This window comes from Actinomadura sp. WMMA1423 (genome assembly GCF_006547145.1).
In the GTDB taxonomy this organism is placed as follows: domain Bacteria; phylum Actinomycetota; class Actinomycetes; order Streptosporangiales; family Streptosporangiaceae; genus Spirillospora.
On the sequence record NZ_CP041244.1, the window covers coordinates 7,388,552 to 7,408,496 of the forward strand.

Consider the following 19,945-nt stretch of genomic DNA (forward strand, 5'->3'; position numbering starts at 1 on the left):
AGACGGTGGCGTTCGCACAGGCGCGGCTCCACCGGTCCAAGGAAGGGGCGTTGGCAGTGAGCGCAGCGACCGGCACGTTCCATCTCACCCACCCGCGGCTTGACGGGCCCGCCGAGCGGACCGTCGTCGAGCCGTGGCTCACCGAACTCCCCCATGCGACGCTGAACGCCTACGCCGAGACCGCGCCCCCGCTCGCCGCGGTCGAGGCCCTGCCGGTGCGTCCGCAGCGCCTGCCCGCCCGCCGCCGCGTCGCCGTGGCGGCCTGACGAGCCCACCCCGCGAAGGGACCCCGCGAAGGGATCGAGGCCTGGTGCCTCGATCCCTTTCCTTGTGCCCGAGCGTCTCGCATTCTGATACGGACTTCTCAAATTATGAGAAACCATCGTACGGTGGGGACACCTGGACACAGAGAGGTGATCCCGATGCCCGCGAAGGCGACCTACACCCACGGCCACCACCAGAGCGTGCTGAGCTCGCACCAGTGGCGCACGGCCGAGAACTCCGCCGCGTACCTGCTCGGGCACCTGCGTCCGGGCCTTTCGGTGCTGGACGTCGGATGCGGGCCGGGCACCATCACCGCCGGGCTCGCCGAGCGCGTCGCGCCGGGCCGTGTCGTCGCCGCCGACGCCGCCGAGAACGTCCTGGACGAGGCCCGCAGGAACACCGCCTCGCTGGAGAACGTCGAGTTCGAGGTCGCCGACGTCCATGCCCTGGACCATCCCGACGGCACGTTCGACGTCGTCCACGCCCACCAGGTTTTGCAACACGTGGGCGACCCCGTCGGGGCGCTGCGCGAGATGCGCCGCGTGGCCAGGCCCGGAGGGATCGTCGCCGTACGCGAGGCCGACTTCGGCGCCATGGCCTGGTACCCGAACCCGCCCGGCATGGACTCCTGGATGCCGATCTACTACGAGGTCGCGCGAACCAACGGCGGCGAGCCCGACGCCGGCCGCCGCCTGGTCTCCTGGGCCCGCGCCGCCGGGTTCACCGACGTGACCGCGTCGGCCTCCGCCTGGTGCTACGCCACCCCTGAGGAGCGGGAGTGGTGGAGCGAGTCCTGGGGCGGCCGCCTGGTCAGGTCGTCGGTGGCCGACCACGCCGTCGCGGGCGGCCACGCCACCAGGGAGGAACTCCAGCGCGTCTACGAGGGCTGGAAGGCGTGGGCCGCCGCCGAGGACGGCTGGTACTCCGTCACCCACGGCGAGATCCTCTGCCGCGTGTGACGGGCTTCGCCGCGGCCCCTTCTCGGAAGGGGCCGGTTCTCAGAAGGGGCCGGTGAGGTCGCCGAGCTTGTCGGTCAGCTGCAGGTTGTGGGAGTAGTCGACCGGGACGGCGATGACCGAGACCGCGTCGTCGTCGAGGGCCTTGCGGAGGGTGGGGAGCAGCTCGGCGGCCGACTCGACGCGGTAGCCGCGGGCGCCGAAGCTCTCGGCGTACCGGACGAAGTCGGGGTTGCCGAACCTGGTGTTCGAGCTGCGCCCGAGGTCGAGGTCCATCTTCCACTCGATCAGGCCGTAGGCGGAGTCGTCCCAGATCAGCACGGTGATCGGGATGTTCTCGCGGACGGCCGTCTCCAGCTCCTGCGAGTTCATCAGGAACGCGCCGTCCCCCGTCGCGGCGAGGACCCTGCGTTCGGGGCGGGCGAGCTTGGCGGCGATCGCGCCGGGGACCGAGAAGCCCATCGACGACAGCCCGTTGGAGACCAGCAGCGTGTTCGGCTCGTAGGTCGGGTACATGCGGGCCATCCACATCTTCACCGCGCCGGTGTCGGCGAGGACGATGTCGCCGCGGCCCATGGCCGCGCGGATGTCGGCGACGATGCGGCGCGGGGAGAGCGGGTAGCCGTCCTCGGTCGCCCCCTCGGCCATCTCCTCCTGGAGCATCTCCCTGATCTTCTGGCCTGTCGAGCGGAGCTCGTCCGTTGGATGGTGGTGGGCGGGGGCTGGAGGATGGTCTGTCCCGTTCACGTCGAAGCGGCGGTGGACCGAGTCGGCGAGGGCGCGCAGCGAGCGGGAGATGTCGCCCTGGATGCCGACCTCGACCGGGTAGTGGTCGTCGACCTCGGCGGGCGACTGGTGGATATGGATGATCTTCTTGTCCGCGTTCGGGTTGATCTTGACCGGGTCGAACTCCTGGAGCTCGTAGCCGACGGCGATCAGCACGTCCGCCTCGTCGAAGCCGTGGTTGACGTAGTCGTGGCGCATGAAGCCGAACGCGCCGAGGGCGTTGCGGTGGTCGTCGGGGAAGACGCCCTTGCCGTTGAACGTGGTGGCGACCGGGAGACCGAGGTGTTCGGAGAAGTACACGAGGGCGTCACTCGCGCGGGCGCGGGTGGCGCCGTGGCCGGCCAGGACGATCGGCCGCCGCGCGAGGGCGAGCACGTCGGCGGCGCGGGCGATCTGGGACGCGGAGGGCTCCTGCGGCCGCACGATGTTGACCGGCAGCGGCCCGAGATCGGCGGGGACGTCGGCGGACTCCACGTCCTCCGGGATCGCCAGGTAGACGGCGCCGGGCCGTTCGGTCTGCGCCGTCTTGAACGCCTTGCGGACCATCTCGGGCAGCGCCTCCGCCCGGGGCGCGAGCTCCGACCACTTGGTGATCGGGCGGAACAGCGACACCAGGTCGACGATCTGGTGCGACTCCTTGTAGATGCGGTCCAGGCCGACCTGGGCGGAGATCGCCACGACGGGCGTGCTGTTGGTGGTGGCGTCCGCGACGCCGAGCTGGAGGTTGATCGCGCCGGGGCCGAGCGTCGCGGAGGCCACCCCGGCCCTGCCGGTGAGGCGGCCGTAGATCTCCGCCATGAACGCGGCGCCCTGCTCGTGCCGGACGAGGACGTACCGGATGGACGAGTCGTTCAGCGCGTCGACGAAATGGATGTTCTCCTCGCCGGGGATCCCGAAGACGAACTCCACGCCTTCCGCCTCGAGGATCCTGACGAGCAGCCGGGCGGCGCCCTCCTGCGTGGACATCGCGTGTCCCATCTCCAGTCTGCGTTTCTCCTGGGTGCCTTAGGTGCAGCACCCAGGTCCCTACCTCCATTCCGCGCGATGATGTGTTCTCGATCTCCCGGGAGCCCCGATCCCCTCAGGAGTCGGCCATCTCCTTGATGGCGCGAAGGGTCGGCTCGTCCTTCACCCCGGCGATCAGGAGGGTGCTCACCGGGCTGTCGCGCCACAGCTGGAGCCTCTCCTTGATCCGCCCGAGCGGGCCGAGGAGGGAGATCGCGTCGGCCAGCCCGTCCGGGACGGCCTTGATCGCCTCGGCGCGGCGGCCGCTCAGGAACAGCTCCTGGACGCGCCCCGCCTCCTCCGCGTAGCCGAGCCGGCCGATCAGGTCCAGGTGGAAGTTGCGGTCCTTTGCGCCCATCCCGCCGATGTAGAAGGCGAGCGGGATCTTGGCGAACTCCAGGGCGGAGTCCAGGTCGTCGGTGACGATCGTGGTGACGGTCGCGGCGATCTCGAAGTCGTCCGGGCGGCCGGCCAGCGAGGCGCCGAACACCGGCTCGATCTGCTCGGGGTCGACGAACAGCGGCAGCCAGCCCTGGGTGATCTCGGCGGACAGCGCGACGTTCTTCGGCCCCTCCGCGCCCAGGTAGACGGGGATCTCCGGGCGGACGGGGTGGGCGATCGACTTCAGCGGCTTGCCGAGGCCCGACCCGCCGGGGTAGGGCAGCGGGTAGTGCGGGCCCTCGCTGGTGACCGGGGCCTCGCGGCGCCACACCTGCCGCACGATGTCGAGGTACTCGCGGGTGCGGGCGAGCGGCTTCGGGAACGGCTGCCCGTACCAGCCCTCCACGACCTGCGGGCCTGACGCGCCGAGCCCGAGGATGACGCGCCCGCCCGACAGGGCGTCCAGCGTGAGCGCGTGCATCGCGGTGGCCGCGGGGGTCCGCGCCGACATCTGGACGACGGCCGTGCCCAGCTTGATGCGGGACGTGCGGGCGCCGTACCAGGCGAGCGTGGTGAACGCGTCCGAGCCGTACGCCTCGGCGGTGAACACCGAGTCGTAGCCGCAGCGCTCGGCGGCCAGGACCGTCTCGGTCTGGTCGTCGGGGTCGCGCTGCCAGTAGCCGACGTTGATGCCGAGCTTGAGTTCCGCGGTCACGTTGCACCCTCCGGTAGTCGACGCACGGGCGATACTAGAACACGTTCTAGTTTCCCGGAAGGGGGCCTCCCCGGGCGAGCGGCGGGGGACGGGCACGGCACGGGGCCGCGGCGTCGTCCGCCGCGGCCCCGCCACCGGTCGCTAGCTCTCCTTGATCGTGTCCAGCAGGCTCCGCCAGGCGGCCGGCGTCAGCACCAGGGCCGGGCCGGCGGGGTCCTTGGAGTCGCGCACGGCGCGAAGGTCGCTGGACAGGGCGGCCATCTCGACGCACTGGTCTCCGCTTCCGCTGCGGGACGACTTGCGCCAGACGGCCTGGGTGAGTTCGCGCTGGAGGTGGGTCACGGGCTGCTCCTTGCTGCCTCGACGATGAGGTGCGCGGACTCCTCGGGGGACAGGGCCGCGTCCACGATCCGTTGGAAGCGGTCCCTATGTTTTGCTATTGCCTCAGCGCTCTCAAGGTAAACGTCGCCCATGGTCCCCTCGACGTAGGCGATATCAGGGTCTGCGGGGTCCGGATACGACAATATGGTGAAACGTCCGTCCAGGCCCGCATGCTCCGCTGCTGTAAACGGAAGTACCTGGATCGTCACGGATGGGCGGGTTTTCGTGGCGGTGGCGAGGGCCTCCAGCTGAGCCCGCATCACCTCGTGGCCGCCGATCGGGCGGTGCAGCACCGACTCGTCGAAGATGACTTCCAGCCGCGGCGCGTCGGCCCGGTCCAGCAGCGCCTGGCGGATCTTGCGGGCGGCGATGCGGCGCTCGATCTCCTCCTCCGAGGGCAGCAGCCGGCCCGCCCTGATCACGGCGTTGGAGTACGGCTCGGTCTGGAGCAGGCCGTGCACGAGCTGCGGATCCCAGGTGCGGATGTGGGAGGCCTCGTCCTCGAGCGCGACGTAGCTGCCCGCGAAGACGTCCTGGTAGGCGGTCCACCAGCCGCGCTGACCGGCCTGCCGGGCCAGGGTGATGAGCGCGTCGCGGTCCGGGCTCGGCACGCCGTAGAGGTCGAGGATGTCGGCGATGTCGCCGGGTTTGGGGCGGGTCTGGCTGGTTTCCAGGCGGGAGACGGTGGCTCTCGACCAGTCGAGCCGGTCCGCCACCTCCTGGAGCGTGAGGCCCTGCTCCTCGCGCAGCTTGCGGAGCTCCCGGGCGAGACGGCGGCCACGGACGGTGGGGCGGTAGGTCATGGGAGTGGAGTCTTTATCACTCCCGGCGCCCGTCACAACGCGATTGACGAACCCGGCAGGAAGGTCAGAGCAATTCCATGAAGGGTGTTGCGGTTGTGAGAATCTCAGGAGACGCTTGAATGCGTGATCGGACGCGGACCGACAGTGACGACGGTTCGCGGCCGCACCCCCTTCCCCACGCCCACGATTCCTCGGGAGGAACCGTGAAGAGCATCCCAGCCGACCTGACGGCCGAGACGATGGCCGACGCCATGGCGGGCCGCGACCCCGTCCGCGGCGACGGCGTGCCCGGGTGGGTGTGGGCCCTGCCGGGCGGCCCGGGAGGAGCGGGCTACGCCCGCGGCGTCCTTCGCGACGCCCTCGCCTCCCTCGGCGTGCCGCCGGACGGGATCTCCGACGCCCGTCTCATGGTGAGCGAGCTGGCCACGAACGCCCACCAGCACGCCGGCGAGCACGGTCCGCACGAGCTGTGGGTCTACACCGGGGACGGGACGGCGGGCGCGGTGCGCTGCGCCGTCTTCGACACCTACGCCGACGCCGGCCTGCCCGGCTACTCGTGGACATCCGGCGACTGCGGGCGCGGGCTCAGCATCGTCCGGGAGCTGTCGGCCGGGCGCTGGGGCCTGCGGCGCACCCTCTCCCGGCTCGGCCCGCCCGTCCGCGGGAAGGCCGTCTGGTTCGCCGTCCCCGGGACCGTCGGCACGGCGCTCCGCTTACCCCGCCGCTAGCCCGCGTCAGCCTCCCCGGGCTTCTCCAGCGCGGGGCCGATGTCGCTGACCAGCGCGAGCAGCGACCGGGTGAGCAGCGTGCGCACCTGGTCACGGTCGAGCGTCTTCTCCTGGAGCCATTGGCGCGTGGCCGCGTCGGCCAGCCCGGAGTAGACGCGGAGCACGGCCCGCAGCGTCTCGGTCGGCTCGGGCACGCCCAGCACGGCGAGCATGTGCTCGACCGTCTCGTCCCGGAAGCGGTTGACGATGCGCAGGAGCTCGGGGTCCTGCCCGAAGCCCTCGGCGTCCAGCGCCGCGAACCACGTCGTCGCGTTGCGCTCGGCCGTGTCGAGGAACAGGTCGACGCACAGCTCGACCGCCGCCGGCAGCGTCAGCCGCTCGTCCGGCGGCGGGGCCTGCATCGCGGCCGACGCCGTCAGCCCCTGCACGACCTTGAGGAACAGCTCGCGCTTGGTTCCGAAGTAGTAGTGGATCAGACCGCGCTGCACGCCGGTCTCCCGCGCGATCGCCGCCGTGGACACCTCGGCGTACGGCAGCTCGGTGAACATCCGCCGCGCGACGGCCAGGATCTGGGCGCGCCGCTCGTCCGGGGACAGGCGCTGGTAGCTCACCGCGACAGCCTATTCTGTGGGGCGGCCGGCGCAGTACGGTCGGCGGTGCGCGGCGGGCGAGGCGAGGAGAGCGCGCCGCGGCCGATCCGCCCCTCGTCGGCGTGCCAGCGCGCGGCTCCGGCGGCGCCTCCGGGAAGCTCGTGGCCGACGACCAGGAGGGACGGCACAGGTGACCGCTGCGGACAGGACGCTCGTGATGTACGGAGAGGGCGCGCGGGAGGCCGCGCGCCGGATGCTGCCGAACCTGCCGGACGCGTGCTTCGTCCCGGTCTCGGCGGAGCGGCTGCGGGAGGCGGTCAAGGACGGGACCGGGCAGGTCGTCATGGTCGCCGGCATCGCGGAGCAGGCCGCCTTCCTCGGCGGCGCCGCCGGTCTGCTGGAATCGATCACGCTGGACATGGACGGCGGGCCCGCACTGGCCGGCCGGGTGGCGCAGGCCGAGACCGTCCAGGACGTCTACGGGCTGTGGGACGCCGCGGGCAGGCTCGGTCCGTGCGGGCGCGAGCTGTGCCGCAGGACGGCGGAGGGCCTCGAACGCCTCGCCGCCGAGGAGGCGGGCACGACGGCCAGCCCGGTCGCCGCCCAGGTGGTGCTCCTGGACGCGGCAGGAGACCGCATGGTCGGCATGTACGGGCGAATGGCCAGGTAGCGATGCTGACGGTCATCGGCCGCGACGGGTCGCCGCTCCCGGACGGGGTCAGGGCGGCATTGGACAGCGCCACGCTGGTGGTGGGCGCCGCCGCGCACCTGGACGGGCTGTCCTTGGCGCCGGGTGCCCGCACGGTCGCCACCACGGACTTCATGGCGGCGCTCGAAGGCGTCGATGTCACCGCAGAGGACGTCGTCCTCGTCGTCGACGGCGACCCCGGGTACTTCGGCGTCGTCCGCGAGCTGCTAGAAAACGGCCACGGCCCAGAGACCTTTCCTGGGACGCCCCTGGTGGCGCGGGCCTTCGCCCAAGCGGGGCTGCCCTGGGACGACGCTCTCGTCGTCTCCGCCAAGGGCGGGCATCTGAGGCAGGCCGTCAACGCATGCCGGGCCCATCCGAAGGTGGCCGTCCTCACCGAGCCGGGCGCGGGGCCCGCCGAACTGGCGCGCGCGCTGTTCCCTGTCACGCCGCGCTCCTTCATCGTCTGCGAGGACTTGGGCGGGCCCAAGGAACGGGTCGTCTACGTCCGTCCCGCAGAGGCGACCACTCGTCCGTGGAACGACCCCGAGGTCGTCCTCGTCCTGGACAACCGCCACGCGCTGGGAGAAGCGCGCTGGATCGGCGGGGCGGCGCTCGGCCCCGCCGGGTGGGCGCTGCCGGAGGCCGCGTTCGGCGGCGGCCCGGGCCCGCGCCCGGACGTGCGCGCCTTCGTCCTCGCCAAGCTCGGCCCCAAGGTCGGCGACATGGTGTGGGACGTGGAGTCCGGCGACGGCTCGGTGGGCATCGAGTGCGCCCGCTTCGGCGCGGCCGTGATCGCCGTCGACCGCGACCACTCCGCGTCCGCGCGGGTGCGGGAGAACGTCCGCCTGCACGGCGTCAAGGTCGCGATGGCGTCCGGCGACGTCCGGTCCAGCGCCGAGCACCTCCCCGTGCCCGACGCCGTCTTCCTCGGCCGCGGCGGGCCCGAGGCCGTCCAGGTCTGCGCGGCCCTGCGCCCGTCCCGGATCGTCGTCCTGGCCACGGCCGGCGAGGCTCAGGCCATACTGGACGAACTGGGCGGGCAGGGCTTCGCCGCCGACGCCGTCCGGCTCCAGGCCGCCCCGCTGGACCCGCCGGACGCGGCGGGGGAGCCCGTGATCGTCGTGTGGGGGGAGCGGGACGCCCGGACCCCGGACCGGCGGCCCTCCCAGACGAGCCGCCCCATCGAGACCATCTCCGCGTTGCCCGGAGTTGTGGAGGAGCGCAGTTGACCGTCCGCCGTCCCCACCCGATCGAGGTCCGCTCCTATGAGGTCCTCCGGTCCCGTGTCGACCTCTCCCCGATGCCTCCGCTCTGGCGGGCGGTGGCCGAGCGGGTGATCCACGCCACCGCCGACCTGGAGTACGCGGTGGACCTGGTGACCGCGGAGGAGTCCCTCGCCCGGGGCTGGGCCGCGCTGCGCGCCGGTGCGCCGATCGTCACCGACGAGGGCATGGCCGCCGCCGGGATCACCGCCCGTGAGGCGGTCTGCCACGCCGCCGACCCGGCCGCCGCCCGGATGGCGCGCGCGGCCGGCATCACCCGCTCGGCCGCGGCCGTCCGGCTGTCGTACTCGGAGGTGGGCCCGGGCGCGGTCTGGGTGGTCGGCTCCGCCCCCGAGGCGATCTTCGAGATCATCGCGCGCCGGGTGGACCCCGCCCTGGTTATCGGGCTGCCGGTGGGCTTCGTAGGCGCCTGCGAGGCCAAGGAGGCCCTGCGCGCGAGCGGGCTGCCGCAGCTCAGCAACGTCTCGGAGAAGGGCGGGTCCGCGGTCGCGGCCGCCGCCGTCAACGCGCTGCTCTACCACGGGGCGGACCGGCCGTGACCGGGCCCGCCGCGGTGGACCTGCGCCACCACGGGGACGCCGAGGTCGGCGACGGCCTCGCCGACTTCGCCGTCAACGTCCGCACCGGGACGCCCCCCGAATGGCTGGCCGAGCGGATCCGCGCGTCCGTCGCGGACCTCGCCGCCTACCCCGACCCCCGCCCGGCCCGCAAGGCGGTCGCCGGGCGGCACGGCAGGTCCGCGGAGGAGGTGCTGCTCACCGCCGGTGCCGCGGAGGCGTTCGTGCTGCTCGCGCGCGTGCTGGCCCCGCGCCGGGCGGTGGTGGTGCACCCGCAGTTCACCGAGCCGGAGGCCGCGCTGCGCGCCGCCGGGCACGAGGTGGAGCGGCTGGTCCTCGGCGGGGACTTCACCCTCGACCCCGGGGCCGTCCCGGAAGCGGCGGACCTCGTCGTGATCGGCAACCCGACCAACCCGACGTCCGTGCTGCACCCGGCCGAGGCGCTCGTCTCGCTGGCCGCGCCCGGCCGGACCGTCGTGGTCGACGAGGCGTTCATGGACTGCGTCCCCGGCGAGCCGGAGAGCCTCGCCGACCGGCTCCCCCCGGGCGTCGTGGTCATCCGCTCCCTGACCAAGACGTGGGGCCTCGCCGGGCTGCGCGCCGGGTACGTCCTGGCCGACCCCTCCCTGGTCGGGCGGCTGGCGGAGGCGCAGCCGCTCTGGGCCGTGTCCACCCCGGCGCTCACCGCCATCGAGGCCTGCTCCGGACCCGGGGCCGTCGCCGAAGGCGAGGCGTGGGCCGTCGAACTCGCCGCCGAACGCGAACGGCTGGCCGCGGAACTGACCGCAAGGGGCCTGCACGTCGTGCCCGGAGCGCGTGCGTCGTTCCTGTGCCTGCGCCTGCCCGATGCCCTGGGTGTCAGGGCACTGCTAAGGCAGCGCGGCTACGCCGTCCGGCGAGGGGACACCTTCCCGGGGCTCGGCTCAGACTGGCTGCGGATCGCCGTGCGCGACCGTCCGTCCAACGACCGGCTACTGGAGGTGCTCGGTGAACTGGGCATCTGACATCGGAAAGGACGCCATGGACCTGATCGAGGAGACCGTCGCCTCCGTCGTCCCCCTGGACGAGGCGGCCATGCGGGACGCCCGCGACCTCCAGGCCCGGCTCACCAAGCCCCCCGGGTCCCTCGGCGTCCTGGAGGAGGTGTCGGTCCGGCTCGCCGGGCTCGCCGGGCAGTGCCCGCCGCCGCTGCCGGAGCCCGCCGCCGTCGCCGTGTTCGCCGCCGACCACGGCGTCCACGCCCAGGGCGTAACGCCGTGGCCGCAGGAGGTCACGGCGCAGATGGTGGCCAACTTCCTGGCCGGCGGCGCCGTCGTCAACGCGTTCGCGGCCCAGGTCGGCGCGGACGTCACGGTGGTCGACATCGGCGTCGCCGCCGAACTCGACGAGGCCCCCGGCCTGCTCCTCCGCAAGATCGCTCCCGGGACGGCCGACATGACGGCGGGGCCCGCGATGACCGCCGAGCAGGCCCGCCGCGCCGTGCAGGCGGGCATCGAGGTCGCCCGCGACCTCCGTGCGCAGGGCGCGCGGTGCCTGATCACCGGGGACATGGGGATCGCCAACACCACCGCGTCCGCCGCGCTGATCGCGGCCTTCACCGGACTGCCGCCCGAGCGGGTCACCGGCCGGGGGACCGGCATCGACGACGCCACCCACGCGCACAAGGTCGAGGTCGTCCGCGCCGCACTGGCGCGGCACGGACTCCTCGGAGAGCACGGCAGGGCCCCGATGGAGGTCCTCGCGGCGGTCGGCGGGCTGGAGCACGCCGCCATCGCCGGGTTCGTCCTCGGTGCGGCGGCCATGCGCGTCCCGGTCGTCCTGGACGGCGTCATCGCCGGCGCCGCGGCCCTGGCGGCCGCCGCGCTGTGCCCGGACGCCCTCGGCGCCTGCGTCGCGGGGCACCGCTCGGCCGAGCCCGGCCATTCCGCCGCCGTCGAGCACCTCGGCCTGCGGCCCCTGGTCGACCTGGAGCTCCGCCTGGGCGAGGGGACCGGCGCCCTGCTCGCGTTGCCGCTGGTCCAGGGCGCGGCCCGGGTCCTGCGCGAGGTCGCCACGTTCGACTCCGCCGGGGTGAGCGAGAAGGACGCCGGGCGGCCGTAACAACGTGATCACGGAATGAGTCACGCTCGGCTATCGAACGGGCGGAGCCCCTCTCCACCGACTCCCCGAGCCGAGTACCTTTGTTCCACAAAGCCACTGTCCGCCACCCCGTCCGAGAGAACCACCGTGCCCCCGTACCTGCTTGGCCTGCGACTCGGCGGGCGACGCGTCCTCGTCGTCGGCGGGGGCCGGGTCGCCCAGCGCCGCGTGCCCGCCCTGCTGGACGCGGGCGCCGAGGTGGTCCTCGTGTCCCCCTCGGTCACCGCCACCCTCGAGGGCCTCGCGGAACGCGGCCGGATCACCTGGCACCGGCGGCGCTACGAGCCCGGCGACTGCGCGGGCGCCTGGCTGGTGCAGGCCGTCACCGACGACGCCAAGGTGAACGGCGACGTGGTGGCGGAGGCCGACGACGCGCGGATCTGGTCCGTCCGGGCCGACGACGCCGAGTCGTCCCCGGCCTGGACGCCCGCGAGCGGCCACGCGGGCGACGCGACCGTGGGGGTGCTGCTCGGCGGCGACCCGCGCCGCGCCGCCGGCATCCGCGACGCGGTGGTGAAGGGCCTGCGCGACGGCGCCCTCGAATCCCGGCACTCCCGGCGCAAGCCCGCGGGCGTCGCGCTCGTCGGCGGCGGGCCCGGCGACCCGGGCCTGATCACCGTGCGCGGGCGCCAGCTGCTCGCCATGGCCGACGTCGTCGTCACCGACCGGCTCGCCCCCGGCGGGCTGCTGGACGAGCTGGCCGCCGACGTCGAGGTGATCGACGCAGCCAAGATCCCCTACGGCCGGACGGTCACCCAGGACCGCATCAACGAGTACCTGGTCGAGCACGCGCGGCAGGGCCGCTTCGTCGTCCGGCTCAAGGGCGGGGACCCGTTCGTGTTCGGGCGCGGCGGCGAGGAGGCGCTGTACTGCGCGCGCCACGGCGTGCCCGTCACGGTCGTCCCCGGCATCACCAGCGCGGTCGCCGTGCCGTCCGCCGCGGGCATCCCGGTCACCCACCGGGGCGTCGCGCAGGAGTTCCACGTCGTCTCCGCGCACGTCCCGCCCGGGCACCCCGACTCGACCGTCGACTGGGAGGCGCTGGCCCGCGCGAACGGCACCCTCGTCCTGCTCATGGCGGTGGAGCGGATGGGGCTCATCGCCGCCGCCCTCATGCGCTATGGTCGGTCGTCCGGCACGCCGGTGGCCGTGGTGCAGGACGGCACCCTTCCCGGCCAGCGGGCGCTGACGGCGACGCTGGGCACGGTGGCCGACGAGATGGCCGCCGGAGAGGTCCGGCCCCCGGCGATCGTGGTCGTGGGCGACGTGGTCAACGTGGCACGAGAGATCGACATGATTCGAGCGGACATGGGACGGGATCCGTGACACCCCCCGCAGAGCAGAGCACGGTCCACGACGAGGAGGCCGGCGCCGGCCCGGGCCGCGGGGTCGAGGAGCCCGCCCCCGGCGAGGCCGCGGCGTCCGAGGAGACCACGGCGTCCAGGGAGTCCGGGGCGTCCGGTGAGACCGCCACGTCCGATGAGTCCGCGGCGTCCGGTGAGGCCGCGGCGTCCGGTGAGGCCGCGCCCGCGAAGGGCCGGCGGGTCAGGGGCAGGGGAGGCCGCGCCACGGCACGCAAGAAGGAGACCTCGAAGCGGGATTCGGCGGCCGGCGAGGCCGTGCCCGAGAACGAGGCCGAGGACGTCCAGCCCCCCGCCGCCGAGACCTCCGGGAGCGCGGCCGAGCCTTCCGCGACCAACGAGGCTTCCGACGACGCCGAGCAGAAGGCCGACTCCAGGCCCAGGCGCGGCCGTCGCCGCGCCCCCAGGGCCGGGGCCACGGTCAACCGGGGCGAGCTGGTGCGCGCCCTGACCGCCCTGCGCGAGCAGCTCGGCGCGTTCGACTTCCTCCTCGACGTCCCCGGCGTCGAGGAGGCCCGCGAGGCCCGCGACGAGCTGCGCGCCCAGCTCGTCGACTACGTCCTGCCGCGCGTCCAGGCCGCGGGCGCCCCCATGCTCGTGGTGCTCGGCGGCTCCACGGGCGCGGGCAAGTCCACCCTGGTCAACACGCTCGTCGGCGCCCGCGTCAGCGCGACCGGCGTGCTGCGCCCCACCACCAGCAGCCCGATCCTCGTCTGCCACCCCGACCACGTCCAGTGGTTCATGGAGGGGCCGCTCCTGCCGGGCATGGGACGGGTCCGCGGCCCGGCGCCCGACGCCATCGCGGGCGACCAGCTGGTCATCATCGCCAGCGACGTCCTGCCGCCCGGGCTCGCCCTGCTCGACAGCCCCGACTTCGACTCCGTCTTCGAAGACCACTACGAGTTCGCGACCAAGCTGATGGCCGCCGCCGACCTGTGGCTGTGCGTCACCACCGCCGCCCGGTACGCCGACGCCCAGGTCTGGCAGATGCTCCAGCGCGCCAAGGAGAACGGCGCCACGATCGGCGTCGTGCTGTCGCGCGTCCCGCAGGGCGCCGGCGCGGGCGGCGGCGAGATCGTCGACCACTTCGCCGAGATGCTGGACGAGCACGAGGTCGGCGACGCGCGGCGCTTCACCATTCCGGAGACCCGGATCGAGGACAGCCGCCTCCCCGAGGAGGCCGTCGAGGACATCCGCTCCTGGCTGACCGGCGTCGCCGAGGACGCCGACGACCGCGAGATCGTCGTCAGCGACACCCTCGCCGCCGTCCTGGACAGCTTCCGCACCCGCGTCCCCGAGGTCGCCCGGCAGGTCGAGGCCCAGGTCGAGCGGCGCACCGAGCTGGCCAGGGAGATCGAGGCCGGGTACGGCACCGCCCTCGCCGAACTGGACGAGGCCACCCGCAACGGCTCGCTGCTGCGCGGCGAGGTGCTGGCCCGCTGGCAGGACTTCGCCGGCACCGGCGACCTGCTGCGCGCCCTGCACGTCCAGCGGCCCCGGCGCGGCCGCGGCGCGAACCGGCGCAACCGCAGCCCGGCCCGCGTGCGCGCCCTCAAGGCGGCGCTGCGCAGCGGCCTCGAATCGCTGATCATGGCCTCCGCCGAGCACGGCGCCGAGCAGGTCATGGCCCGCTGGCGCGAGCACCCGGCGGGCCCCCAGGTGCTCGCCCGGGCCGATCCCGCCCTCGCCCACGTCTCCCCGGAGCTGTCGCGGCGCGTCACCCGGGCCGTCAGCGCCTGGCAGGACCACGTCCAGGAGCTGATCCGCACGCAGGGCGTCACCAAGCGCTCGGTCGCGAAGCTGGTCTCGTTCGACACCGAGGCGGTCTCGCTCGTCCTGATGGTCGGCCTGCTCGGGTACGGGACGTCCGACGTGGCCGTGGAGGGCGGCAACAGCGCCGTCCCGCAGCGGCTCCTGAAGGCCCTGTTCGGCGCCGAGTCCCTGCGCGGCATGGGCGCCAAGGCCCGCGCCGACCTGCGCAGCCGCATCGGGATGCTGTTCGACGAGGAGGCCATCCGGTTCGGGCAGGTGCTCGACTCCGCCGGCATCCCCGACGAGACCGTCCCCGTCCAGCTGTACCAGGCCACCTACAACCTCGAGGTTGCCCGATGACCACCTCGGCCATCCCCGCCAACTCCCCGGCGGGAACCGGCGAGACCCTGATCCCCGGCGTGCCCGGCCCCGGCGCCCCCGAGCCCGCCGGCCCGCCCGCGCTGGTCGACCGGCTCAACGGCCTCGACCGGCTCGTCCAGGCGGGCCTCGGACGGCTCGACCAGCCCGTCCTGGACGGCGCCGACGCGCTGCTGCGGCGTGCCGGGCAGCGGCTGCGGCTGTCGGGGGACCACACCGTCGTCACCCTCGCCGGCGGTACCGGCAGCGGCAAGTCGTCGCTGTTCAACGCCATCTGCGGGCTCGAGCTCTCGCCGACCGGCATGCGCCGCCCGATGACGTCGCAGGCCCACGCGTGCGTCTGGGGGCTGGACGGCGCGGGCCCCCTGCTCGACTGGCTCGACGTCGACAAGCGCCACCGCTACGCCCGCGCCAGCGCCCTCGACGAGCGGGCCGACGCCTCCCTGCAGGGCCTCGTCCTGATCGACCTGCCCGACCACGACTCCATCCAGGCGATGCACCGCGCCGAGGTCGACCGGTTCGTCACCATCGCCGACCTGCTGGTCTGGGTGGTCGACCCGCAGAAGTACGCCGACGCCGCCCTGCACCGCAACTACATCGTCCCGTTCGCCCGGCACACCGGCGTCACCCTGATCGTCCTCAACCAGGTCGACCGGCTCGCCCCGCACGAGATCGACGACTGCGTCGCCGACCTGCGCCGCCTCCTGGAGGCCGAGGGTCTCGCCGACCCGCGGATCGTCACCACCTCCGCGGTCGCCGAGGACGGCGTGCACGGCTTCCGCGACACCCTCGTCGACGCCGTCGCCGCCCGCCGCGCCCGCACCGAGCGGCTGTCGGCCGACGTCGACCGGGCCGCCGAGAGCTTCACCGGCTACCGCTTCGACACCGAGCCGCCCGTCACGGTCGACGACGGGCGCAAGGCCGACCTCATCCAGGCCTTCACCGACGCCGCCGGCGCGCCCGCCGTCGCCGAGGCCATGGAGAGCGCCTACGAGCTGCGCGCCGCCGACTTCATCGGCTGGCCCGTCGCCGCCATGATCACCAGGCTCCGCTCGGACCCGCTGCGCCGGATGCGGCTCACCGAGCTGCGCGAGGAGCTGCGCAACGCCTTCACCGGCCCGATCGGCGCCCAGCAGGGCGACGTGGACAACGCGCTCCAGGCCGTCACCGAGGGCGTGGCCGCCGAGCTCCCGCCGCACTGGGGCCGCTCGGTCCGCGCGGCGGCCCGCTCCCACGCCCCCGAGATCCCGGAGGCGCTCGGCGAGTCGCTCAAGGAGGCCCTGCCGACGTTCAACGTGGTGCCGCGCTGGTGGTGGCTGGTGAAGACCTGGCAGTACTTCCTGATCCTGGTCGCCGCCCTCAGCGTCGTGTGGATCGGCCTGCTCGTCGCCTACGGCCTGCTCGACCTCGGCGGCGAGGACCCCGACAGCCTCATCGGCCAGGCGGGACTGATCCCCTACGTCGCCATCCTGGCGGTGTGCACGCTCGGGATGGGCTGGCTCACCGCGTCCGCGTGCCGGAACATGGTCGCGCTGTCGTCCGCCAAACACGGCGAGAAGATGGAGCACCACATGCGCCAGGGGATCGAGCGCGTCGCCCGCGAGAAGGTGATCGTCCCGATCGAGGACGACCTGGAGGTCTACGCCCGCTTCCGCCGGGACGTCGACGTCGCCCTCGGCCGCGGCTGAGTTATCCACAATTCGGCGACCCCCGGCCCGCTCCACCGCCGCTGCGCCACCGTTGTCCTCGTACGCGAGACAACGGAGGACGCGATGAACGAGGCGCACGTCACCATCACCGGCTGGGTAGCGGCCGAGCCCCGCTACGCCGTGACGGCCAACGGCCACCCCTTCCTGTCGCTGCGGGTGGGCTGCACGCCCCGCCGCTACGACCGGCAGACCGGCCAATGGCAGGACGACGAATCCCTGTACGTCACGGTGAACTGCTGGCGCGGCCTCGCCGACAACGTCAACGCGTCCGACCTCCAGCGCGGCACCCCGGTCCTGGTCACCGGCCGCCTGCGCATACGCCAGTACGAGCGCGACGACCAGTGGCGCTTCTCCGCCGAGGTCGAGGCCACCACCCTGGGCCCCGACCTGACCCGAGGCACGGTCGACTACCGCCCCGCCCAGCGCAGCGGCCCCCTGACGGACGAAGACCGCCAACTGGCCCGAGAAACCGCGGACCAATGGGCCCTGACCACCCCTACGGAAGAAGAGGAAGAACCCAAAGCCGCCTAATCCGCATCCCCCCACCGCCCCTGCCCCTCAATCCCGGCCGCCAACGGCCCACCCACCCGGCCCCAGACCGACCTGCCAGACGCGCCCTGCGAGCCCGACCACCAGATCCAGCCACCGGCCCGGCCCCCAGCGCCCGGCCACCAGGTCCCGGGGCGACCTGCCAGGCGCGCGCCCTGCAGGCCCGACCGACCGCCAGGTCCAGCCACCAGCTCGGCCACAAGCTCGAATTCTCAGGTCCGGTCGCTAGGCCCCGTGGCCGAGCCGGGCCACCGGACGGGGTAGCCGGGCCGACCTGCCAGGCGCGCGCCCTGCGGACCTGACCGCCAGGTTCAGTCGCCAGCTCGGGCCATAGGGCCCGATCACCAGGTTCGGTCGCCAGGTTCGGTCGGCGAGTCGGGCCACCGGGTGTAACTGCCAGGTTCGGTGCCAGGCCGAAGGCCAGGTTCGGTCGGCAGGTCGGGTGTCGCATCGTGGGCCGGGGGCGGCGGTCAGGCCGGGTGTGGCATCGAGGGGCCAGGTTCGGCCGTCAGGTCGGGTGCCAGGGCCACGGGCCGGGTTCGGCCGTCAGTCTGGGTGGTGAGCACAGCGGCCAGGTTCGGCCGTTGGTTCGGTCGACGAGGTCGGTCGGCGGGTTCGGCTGCCATGAGGTCGCCGGGCCTGCCCGGCCACGGAAGAGGTCCGTGGCCGGGCAGGGGGCGGCCTTGAGATGCCTGGGGGGAGTGGTGGGGGCGTGGAGTGGTGAGTCTGGGCGCCCCCGTGTCGTCGGTGCCTTATGGCAGGTCAGATCCAGGAAACGCCGCGCATGGTGGTCCCCCTCAGGAAGTGCCGGGCCTCGTGAGAAATCGGGCCCGGGCGCCGGTGATCAGAACGGTCACCCGCATGGGCGTTCCCGAACGTACCTGTTTCACGCCCGTTCCGCACACGTTGCAACTATCGTATTACACAACGTGATGGGCGTAAGGGGGAAGGATGACGGCAGTGCAGTCGTCCGCCGAGGACCGTGGTGGGGAGCTGGCCCGCAGGCCGAGGCGCAGGGCGCGACCTGGGCGTCCGTCCCTGCTCGTTGTCTACGTACCGGTGGTCGTCGCCGTCCATCTGGGGCTGACCGTCGCGGGGCTGTTTGAGACCCCGTTCCGGGGCGACGATCTGATGACCTTCGCGGCCCTGCTGGCGTGCGGCGCCGTGTGCATCGAGGCGACGCGCAGGCTGGGCATGCCGGCGGGCGTCGCGCGCGACCTGCTGTCGGCCTGGTGGCTGCCGGTCGCGCTACTACTGCCGCCGGTGTACGCGCTGCTGATACCGGTGCCGCTGCAGGCGCTCCTGCAGTTCCGCGTCCGCCGGACGCTGATCTACAGGCGTGCGCTCGTGGCCGCGGCACACGGGATCGCCGGGGCGTGCGCGTCGGTGGTGTTCCACCTCGTGGTGGCCGATCCGCTGCAGGGAGCGCCGCAATGGGTCGTAGACGCCTACCCGGGCATCCCGGCGGCCGTCGGCTGCGCGGCGCTGTTCACGGTGGTGAACACGGCGATCGTCGCGGTCGCCGCGCACGCCGCCGACCCCGAGAGCCGCTGGCGGGACGTCCTGTGGACGCGTGAGAGCCTCCTGCTCGACGTGGTGGAGCTCTGCGTCGGCATCCTCGTGGCGATCACGAGCGCGCTTTCGCTGGGCCTGCTGCTGCTCGCCCTGCCGCCGGTGATGCTCCTGCAGCGCAGCCTGATGCACCAGCAGCTCCAGGCCGCCGCGCGCACCGACGCCAAGACGGGCCTGCTGAACGCCGCCGCGTGGCAGCGCGAGGCCGACACCGAACTGTCCAGGGCCCTGCGCACCCACGACGCCGTCGCGCTCCTGCTGATCGACATCGACCACTTCAAGCGGGTCAACGACACTCACGGCCACCTGGTCGGAGACCAGGTACTGGTAGGCGTCGCCAGCACCCTGTGCCACCAGCTCCGCGACTACGACGTGGTGGGCCGGTTCGGCGGCGAGGAGTTCGTCGTCCTGCTGCCGGGCGCCGACACCGTGGAGGCCTGCCGCGTGGCCGAACGCCTCCGCGGACGGGTGCGCCGCCTGGCCGTCCCCGCCGAGGAGGGGACCGTCACGGTCACGGTCTCCGTGGGCGTTTCGCTGTTCCGCACCCACGGCCAGGACCTCCTGGAACTGCTGGCGGCGGCCGACCTGGCCCTCTACCGAGCCAAGTCCTCGGGCCGCGACCGCGTATGCCTCCCCGCTCTGGAGGGCCCCAAGCCCTCCGACAATTGACCGCGCCGGCAGCCCCTCCCCGGGGGTGCTGCGCACAGGACGACCGAGCGGTCCGCCGGCCAAGGCCGCGCCAACGCTCCCAGGTGGCCGTGCGGCGCACGGGGCGTCCCGAGCGGGTCATGGAGTTTTGACGGGTCGCGAAGCCGGGCTGGCCCTCGCTGGCGGGGTGGTGTGGGCGGAGGTGATCCGAGCGGCGCGCCGGTCTGGGCTGTGTCGGGGCAACCCTGGTGGTTGTGCGGCGCTCTGGGCGTCCTGAGCGGGTCGAGGGGTGTTGCCGGGTCGAAGCCGGGGGCGGGCGGGCCTCGCTGGTGAGGTGATCCGAGCGGTCCGCTGGCCAAGGCTGTGTCAGGGCTCCCTGGTGGCTGTGCGGCGCTCTGGGCGTCCTGAGCGGGTCGGGGGGTGTTGCCGGGTCGAAGCCGGGGCCGAACCTCGCTGGTGGGGTGCTGTGGACGGGACGCCCCGAGCGGCTCGCTGGCCAAGGGTTCTCTGGTGGCTGGAGGTGCGCGGGGGCGGCTTGAGCCGGTCGGGAGGGCCTTGAGGGGGCGTGATGCCGAGGCCGGATCTTGCTGGCCGGATTTTGTTGGTGGGGTGTTACGGGTGGGGTGATTTGAGTCGGGCTCGGGGGTGGGCTGTGGTGCGGGGACGTGGGGGTGGGCGGCCTACGGGGTTGGGTCTC

The 19,945-nt window shown here is 73.5% G+C and carries 18 protein-coding genes; 13 read left to right on the forward strand and 5 right to left on the reverse strand.

The window, feature by feature from the left end; all coding sequences use genetic code 11:
- The first annotated feature begins 56 nt into the window (after window positions 1-56).
- Window positions 57-266 carry a hypothetical protein gene (locus tag FKD65_RS34335; protein WP_141582660.1) on the forward strand — a complete coding sequence of 70 codons (210 nt, stop codon included), beginning with the start codon at window positions 57-59 and terminating at the stop codon, window positions 264-266.
- 156 nt (window positions 267-422) lie between these two features.
- A complete protein-coding gene (locus FKD65_RS34340) occupies window positions 423-1,223 on the forward strand; it encodes a methyltransferase domain-containing protein (RefSeq protein ID WP_141582662.1) in 801 nt (266 codons plus the stop codon).
- A gap of 39 nt (window positions 1,224-1,262) precedes the next feature.
- On the opposite strand, the gene FKD65_RS34345 is transcribed toward FKD65_RS34340, so the two are convergent.
- From FKD65_RS34345 to FKD65_RS34360, 4 genes are all read right to left on the reverse strand, one after another.
- The gene (locus FKD65_RS34345) at window positions 1,263-2,972 is read right to left on the reverse strand and encodes an acetolactate synthase large subunit (protein ID WP_141582664.1); all 1,710 of its coding nucleotides are present in this window, start codon (window positions 2,970-2,972) and stop codon (window positions 1,263-1,265) included.
- A 115-nt stretch (window positions 2,973-3,087) separates the two neighbouring features.
- Window positions 3,088-4,107: an LLM class F420-dependent oxidoreductase gene (locus tag FKD65_RS34350; protein WP_141582666.1), complete on the reverse strand. Its 1,020-nt coding sequence runs from the start codon at window positions 4,105-4,107 to the stop codon at window positions 3,088-3,090.
- Between the two features lie 141 nt (window positions 4,108-4,248).
- Complete coding sequence (locus tag FKD65_RS34355) at window positions 4,249-4,449, reverse strand: DUF397 domain-containing protein (protein ID WP_141582669.1); 201 nt, start codon at window positions 4,447-4,449, stop codon at window positions 4,249-4,251.
- Entirely contained in the window at window positions 4,446-5,291 is an 846-nt protein-coding gene (locus tag FKD65_RS34360) for a helix-turn-helix transcriptional regulator (RefSeq protein WP_141582671.1), read from the reverse strand. Before FKD65_RS34360 ends, FKD65_RS34355 begins: the two co-directional genes overlap by 4 nt.
- Window positions 5,292-5,494: 203 nt before the next feature.
- Here FKD65_RS34360 and FKD65_RS34365 point away from each other — a divergent pair, with 203 nt between their 5' ends.
- Complete coding sequence (locus tag FKD65_RS34365; protein WP_141582673.1) at window positions 5,495-6,019, forward strand: ATP-binding protein; 525 nt, start codon at window positions 5,495-5,497, stop codon at window positions 6,017-6,019.
- Here the strand turns inward: FKD65_RS34365 and FKD65_RS34370 are convergent.
- The gene (locus FKD65_RS34370; protein WP_141582675.1) at window positions 6,016-6,630 is read right to left on the reverse strand and encodes a TetR/AcrR family transcriptional regulator; all 615 of its coding nucleotides are present in this window, start codon (window positions 6,628-6,630) and stop codon (window positions 6,016-6,018) included. The genes FKD65_RS34365 and FKD65_RS34370 overlap by 4 nt on opposite strands.
- Before the next feature lie 169 nt (window positions 6,631-6,799).
- Between FKD65_RS34370 and FKD65_RS34375 the strand changes: the two genes are divergently transcribed.
- The 10 genes from FKD65_RS34375 to FKD65_RS34420 all read left to right on the forward strand — a co-directional run bounded on the left by FKD65_RS34375 (window position 6,800) and on the right by FKD65_RS34420 (window position 19,269).
- Window positions 6,800-7,279, forward strand: coding sequence for a hypothetical protein (locus tag FKD65_RS34375; protein ID WP_141582677.1), 480 nt, complete (start codon window positions 6,800-6,802; stop codon window positions 7,277-7,279).
- 2 nt (window positions 7,280-7,281) lie between these two features.
- Window positions 7,282-8,529 (forward strand): bifunctional cobalt-precorrin-7 (C(5))-methyltransferase CbiE/decarboxylating cobalt-precorrin-6B (C(15))-methyltransferase CbiT, encoded by a 1,248-nt coding sequence (locus FKD65_RS34380; protein ID WP_141582679.1) that lies wholly within the window; start codon window positions 7,282-7,284, stop codon window positions 8,527-8,529.
- Window positions 8,526-9,122, forward strand: coding sequence for a precorrin-8X methylmutase (locus FKD65_RS34385; RefSeq protein ID WP_141582681.1), 597 nt, complete (start codon window positions 8,526-8,528; stop codon window positions 9,120-9,122). Before FKD65_RS34380 ends, FKD65_RS34385 begins: the two co-directional genes overlap by 4 nt.
- Entirely contained in the window at window positions 9,119-10,144 is a 1,026-nt protein-coding gene (gene cobC, locus FKD65_RS34390) for an Rv2231c family pyridoxal phosphate-dependent protein CobC (RefSeq protein ID WP_141582683.1), read from the forward strand. Before FKD65_RS34385 ends, cobC begins: the two co-directional genes overlap by 4 nt.
- Window positions 10,128-11,240, forward strand: coding sequence for a nicotinate-nucleotide--dimethylbenzimidazole phosphoribosyltransferase (cobT, locus tag FKD65_RS34395; RefSeq protein ID WP_240809741.1), 1,113 nt, complete (start codon window positions 10,128-10,130; stop codon window positions 11,238-11,240). The genes cobC and cobT overlap by 17 nt, the downstream gene beginning before the upstream one ends.
- 126 nt (window positions 11,241-11,366) lie before the next feature.
- Window positions 11,367-12,605, forward strand: coding sequence for a uroporphyrinogen-III C-methyltransferase (gene cobA / locus FKD65_RS34400; protein ID WP_240809742.1), 1,239 nt, complete (start codon window positions 11,367-11,369; stop codon window positions 12,603-12,605).
- Complete coding sequence (locus FKD65_RS34405; protein ID WP_240809743.1) at window positions 12,602-14,752, forward strand: dynamin family protein; 2,151 nt, start codon at window positions 12,602-12,604, stop codon at window positions 14,750-14,752. The genes cobA and FKD65_RS34405 overlap by 4 nt, the downstream gene beginning before the upstream one ends.
- Window positions 14,749-16,458, forward strand: coding sequence for a GTPase family protein (locus FKD65_RS34410; RefSeq protein WP_141582687.1), 1,710 nt, complete (start codon window positions 14,749-14,751; stop codon window positions 16,456-16,458). The genes FKD65_RS34405 and FKD65_RS34410 overlap by 4 nt, the downstream gene beginning before the upstream one ends.
- Window positions 16,459-16,542: 84 nt before the next feature.
- Window positions 16,543-17,010: a single-stranded DNA-binding protein gene (locus FKD65_RS34415; RefSeq protein WP_141582690.1), complete on the forward strand. Its 468-nt coding sequence runs from the start codon at window positions 16,543-16,545 to the stop codon at window positions 17,008-17,010.
- A 969-nt stretch (window positions 17,011-17,979) separates the two neighbouring features.
- A complete protein-coding gene (locus tag FKD65_RS34420) occupies window positions 17,980-19,269 on the forward strand; it encodes a GGDEF domain-containing protein (protein ID WP_141582692.1) in 1,290 nt (429 codons plus the stop codon).
- Window positions 19,270-19,945: the final 676 nt, after the last annotated feature.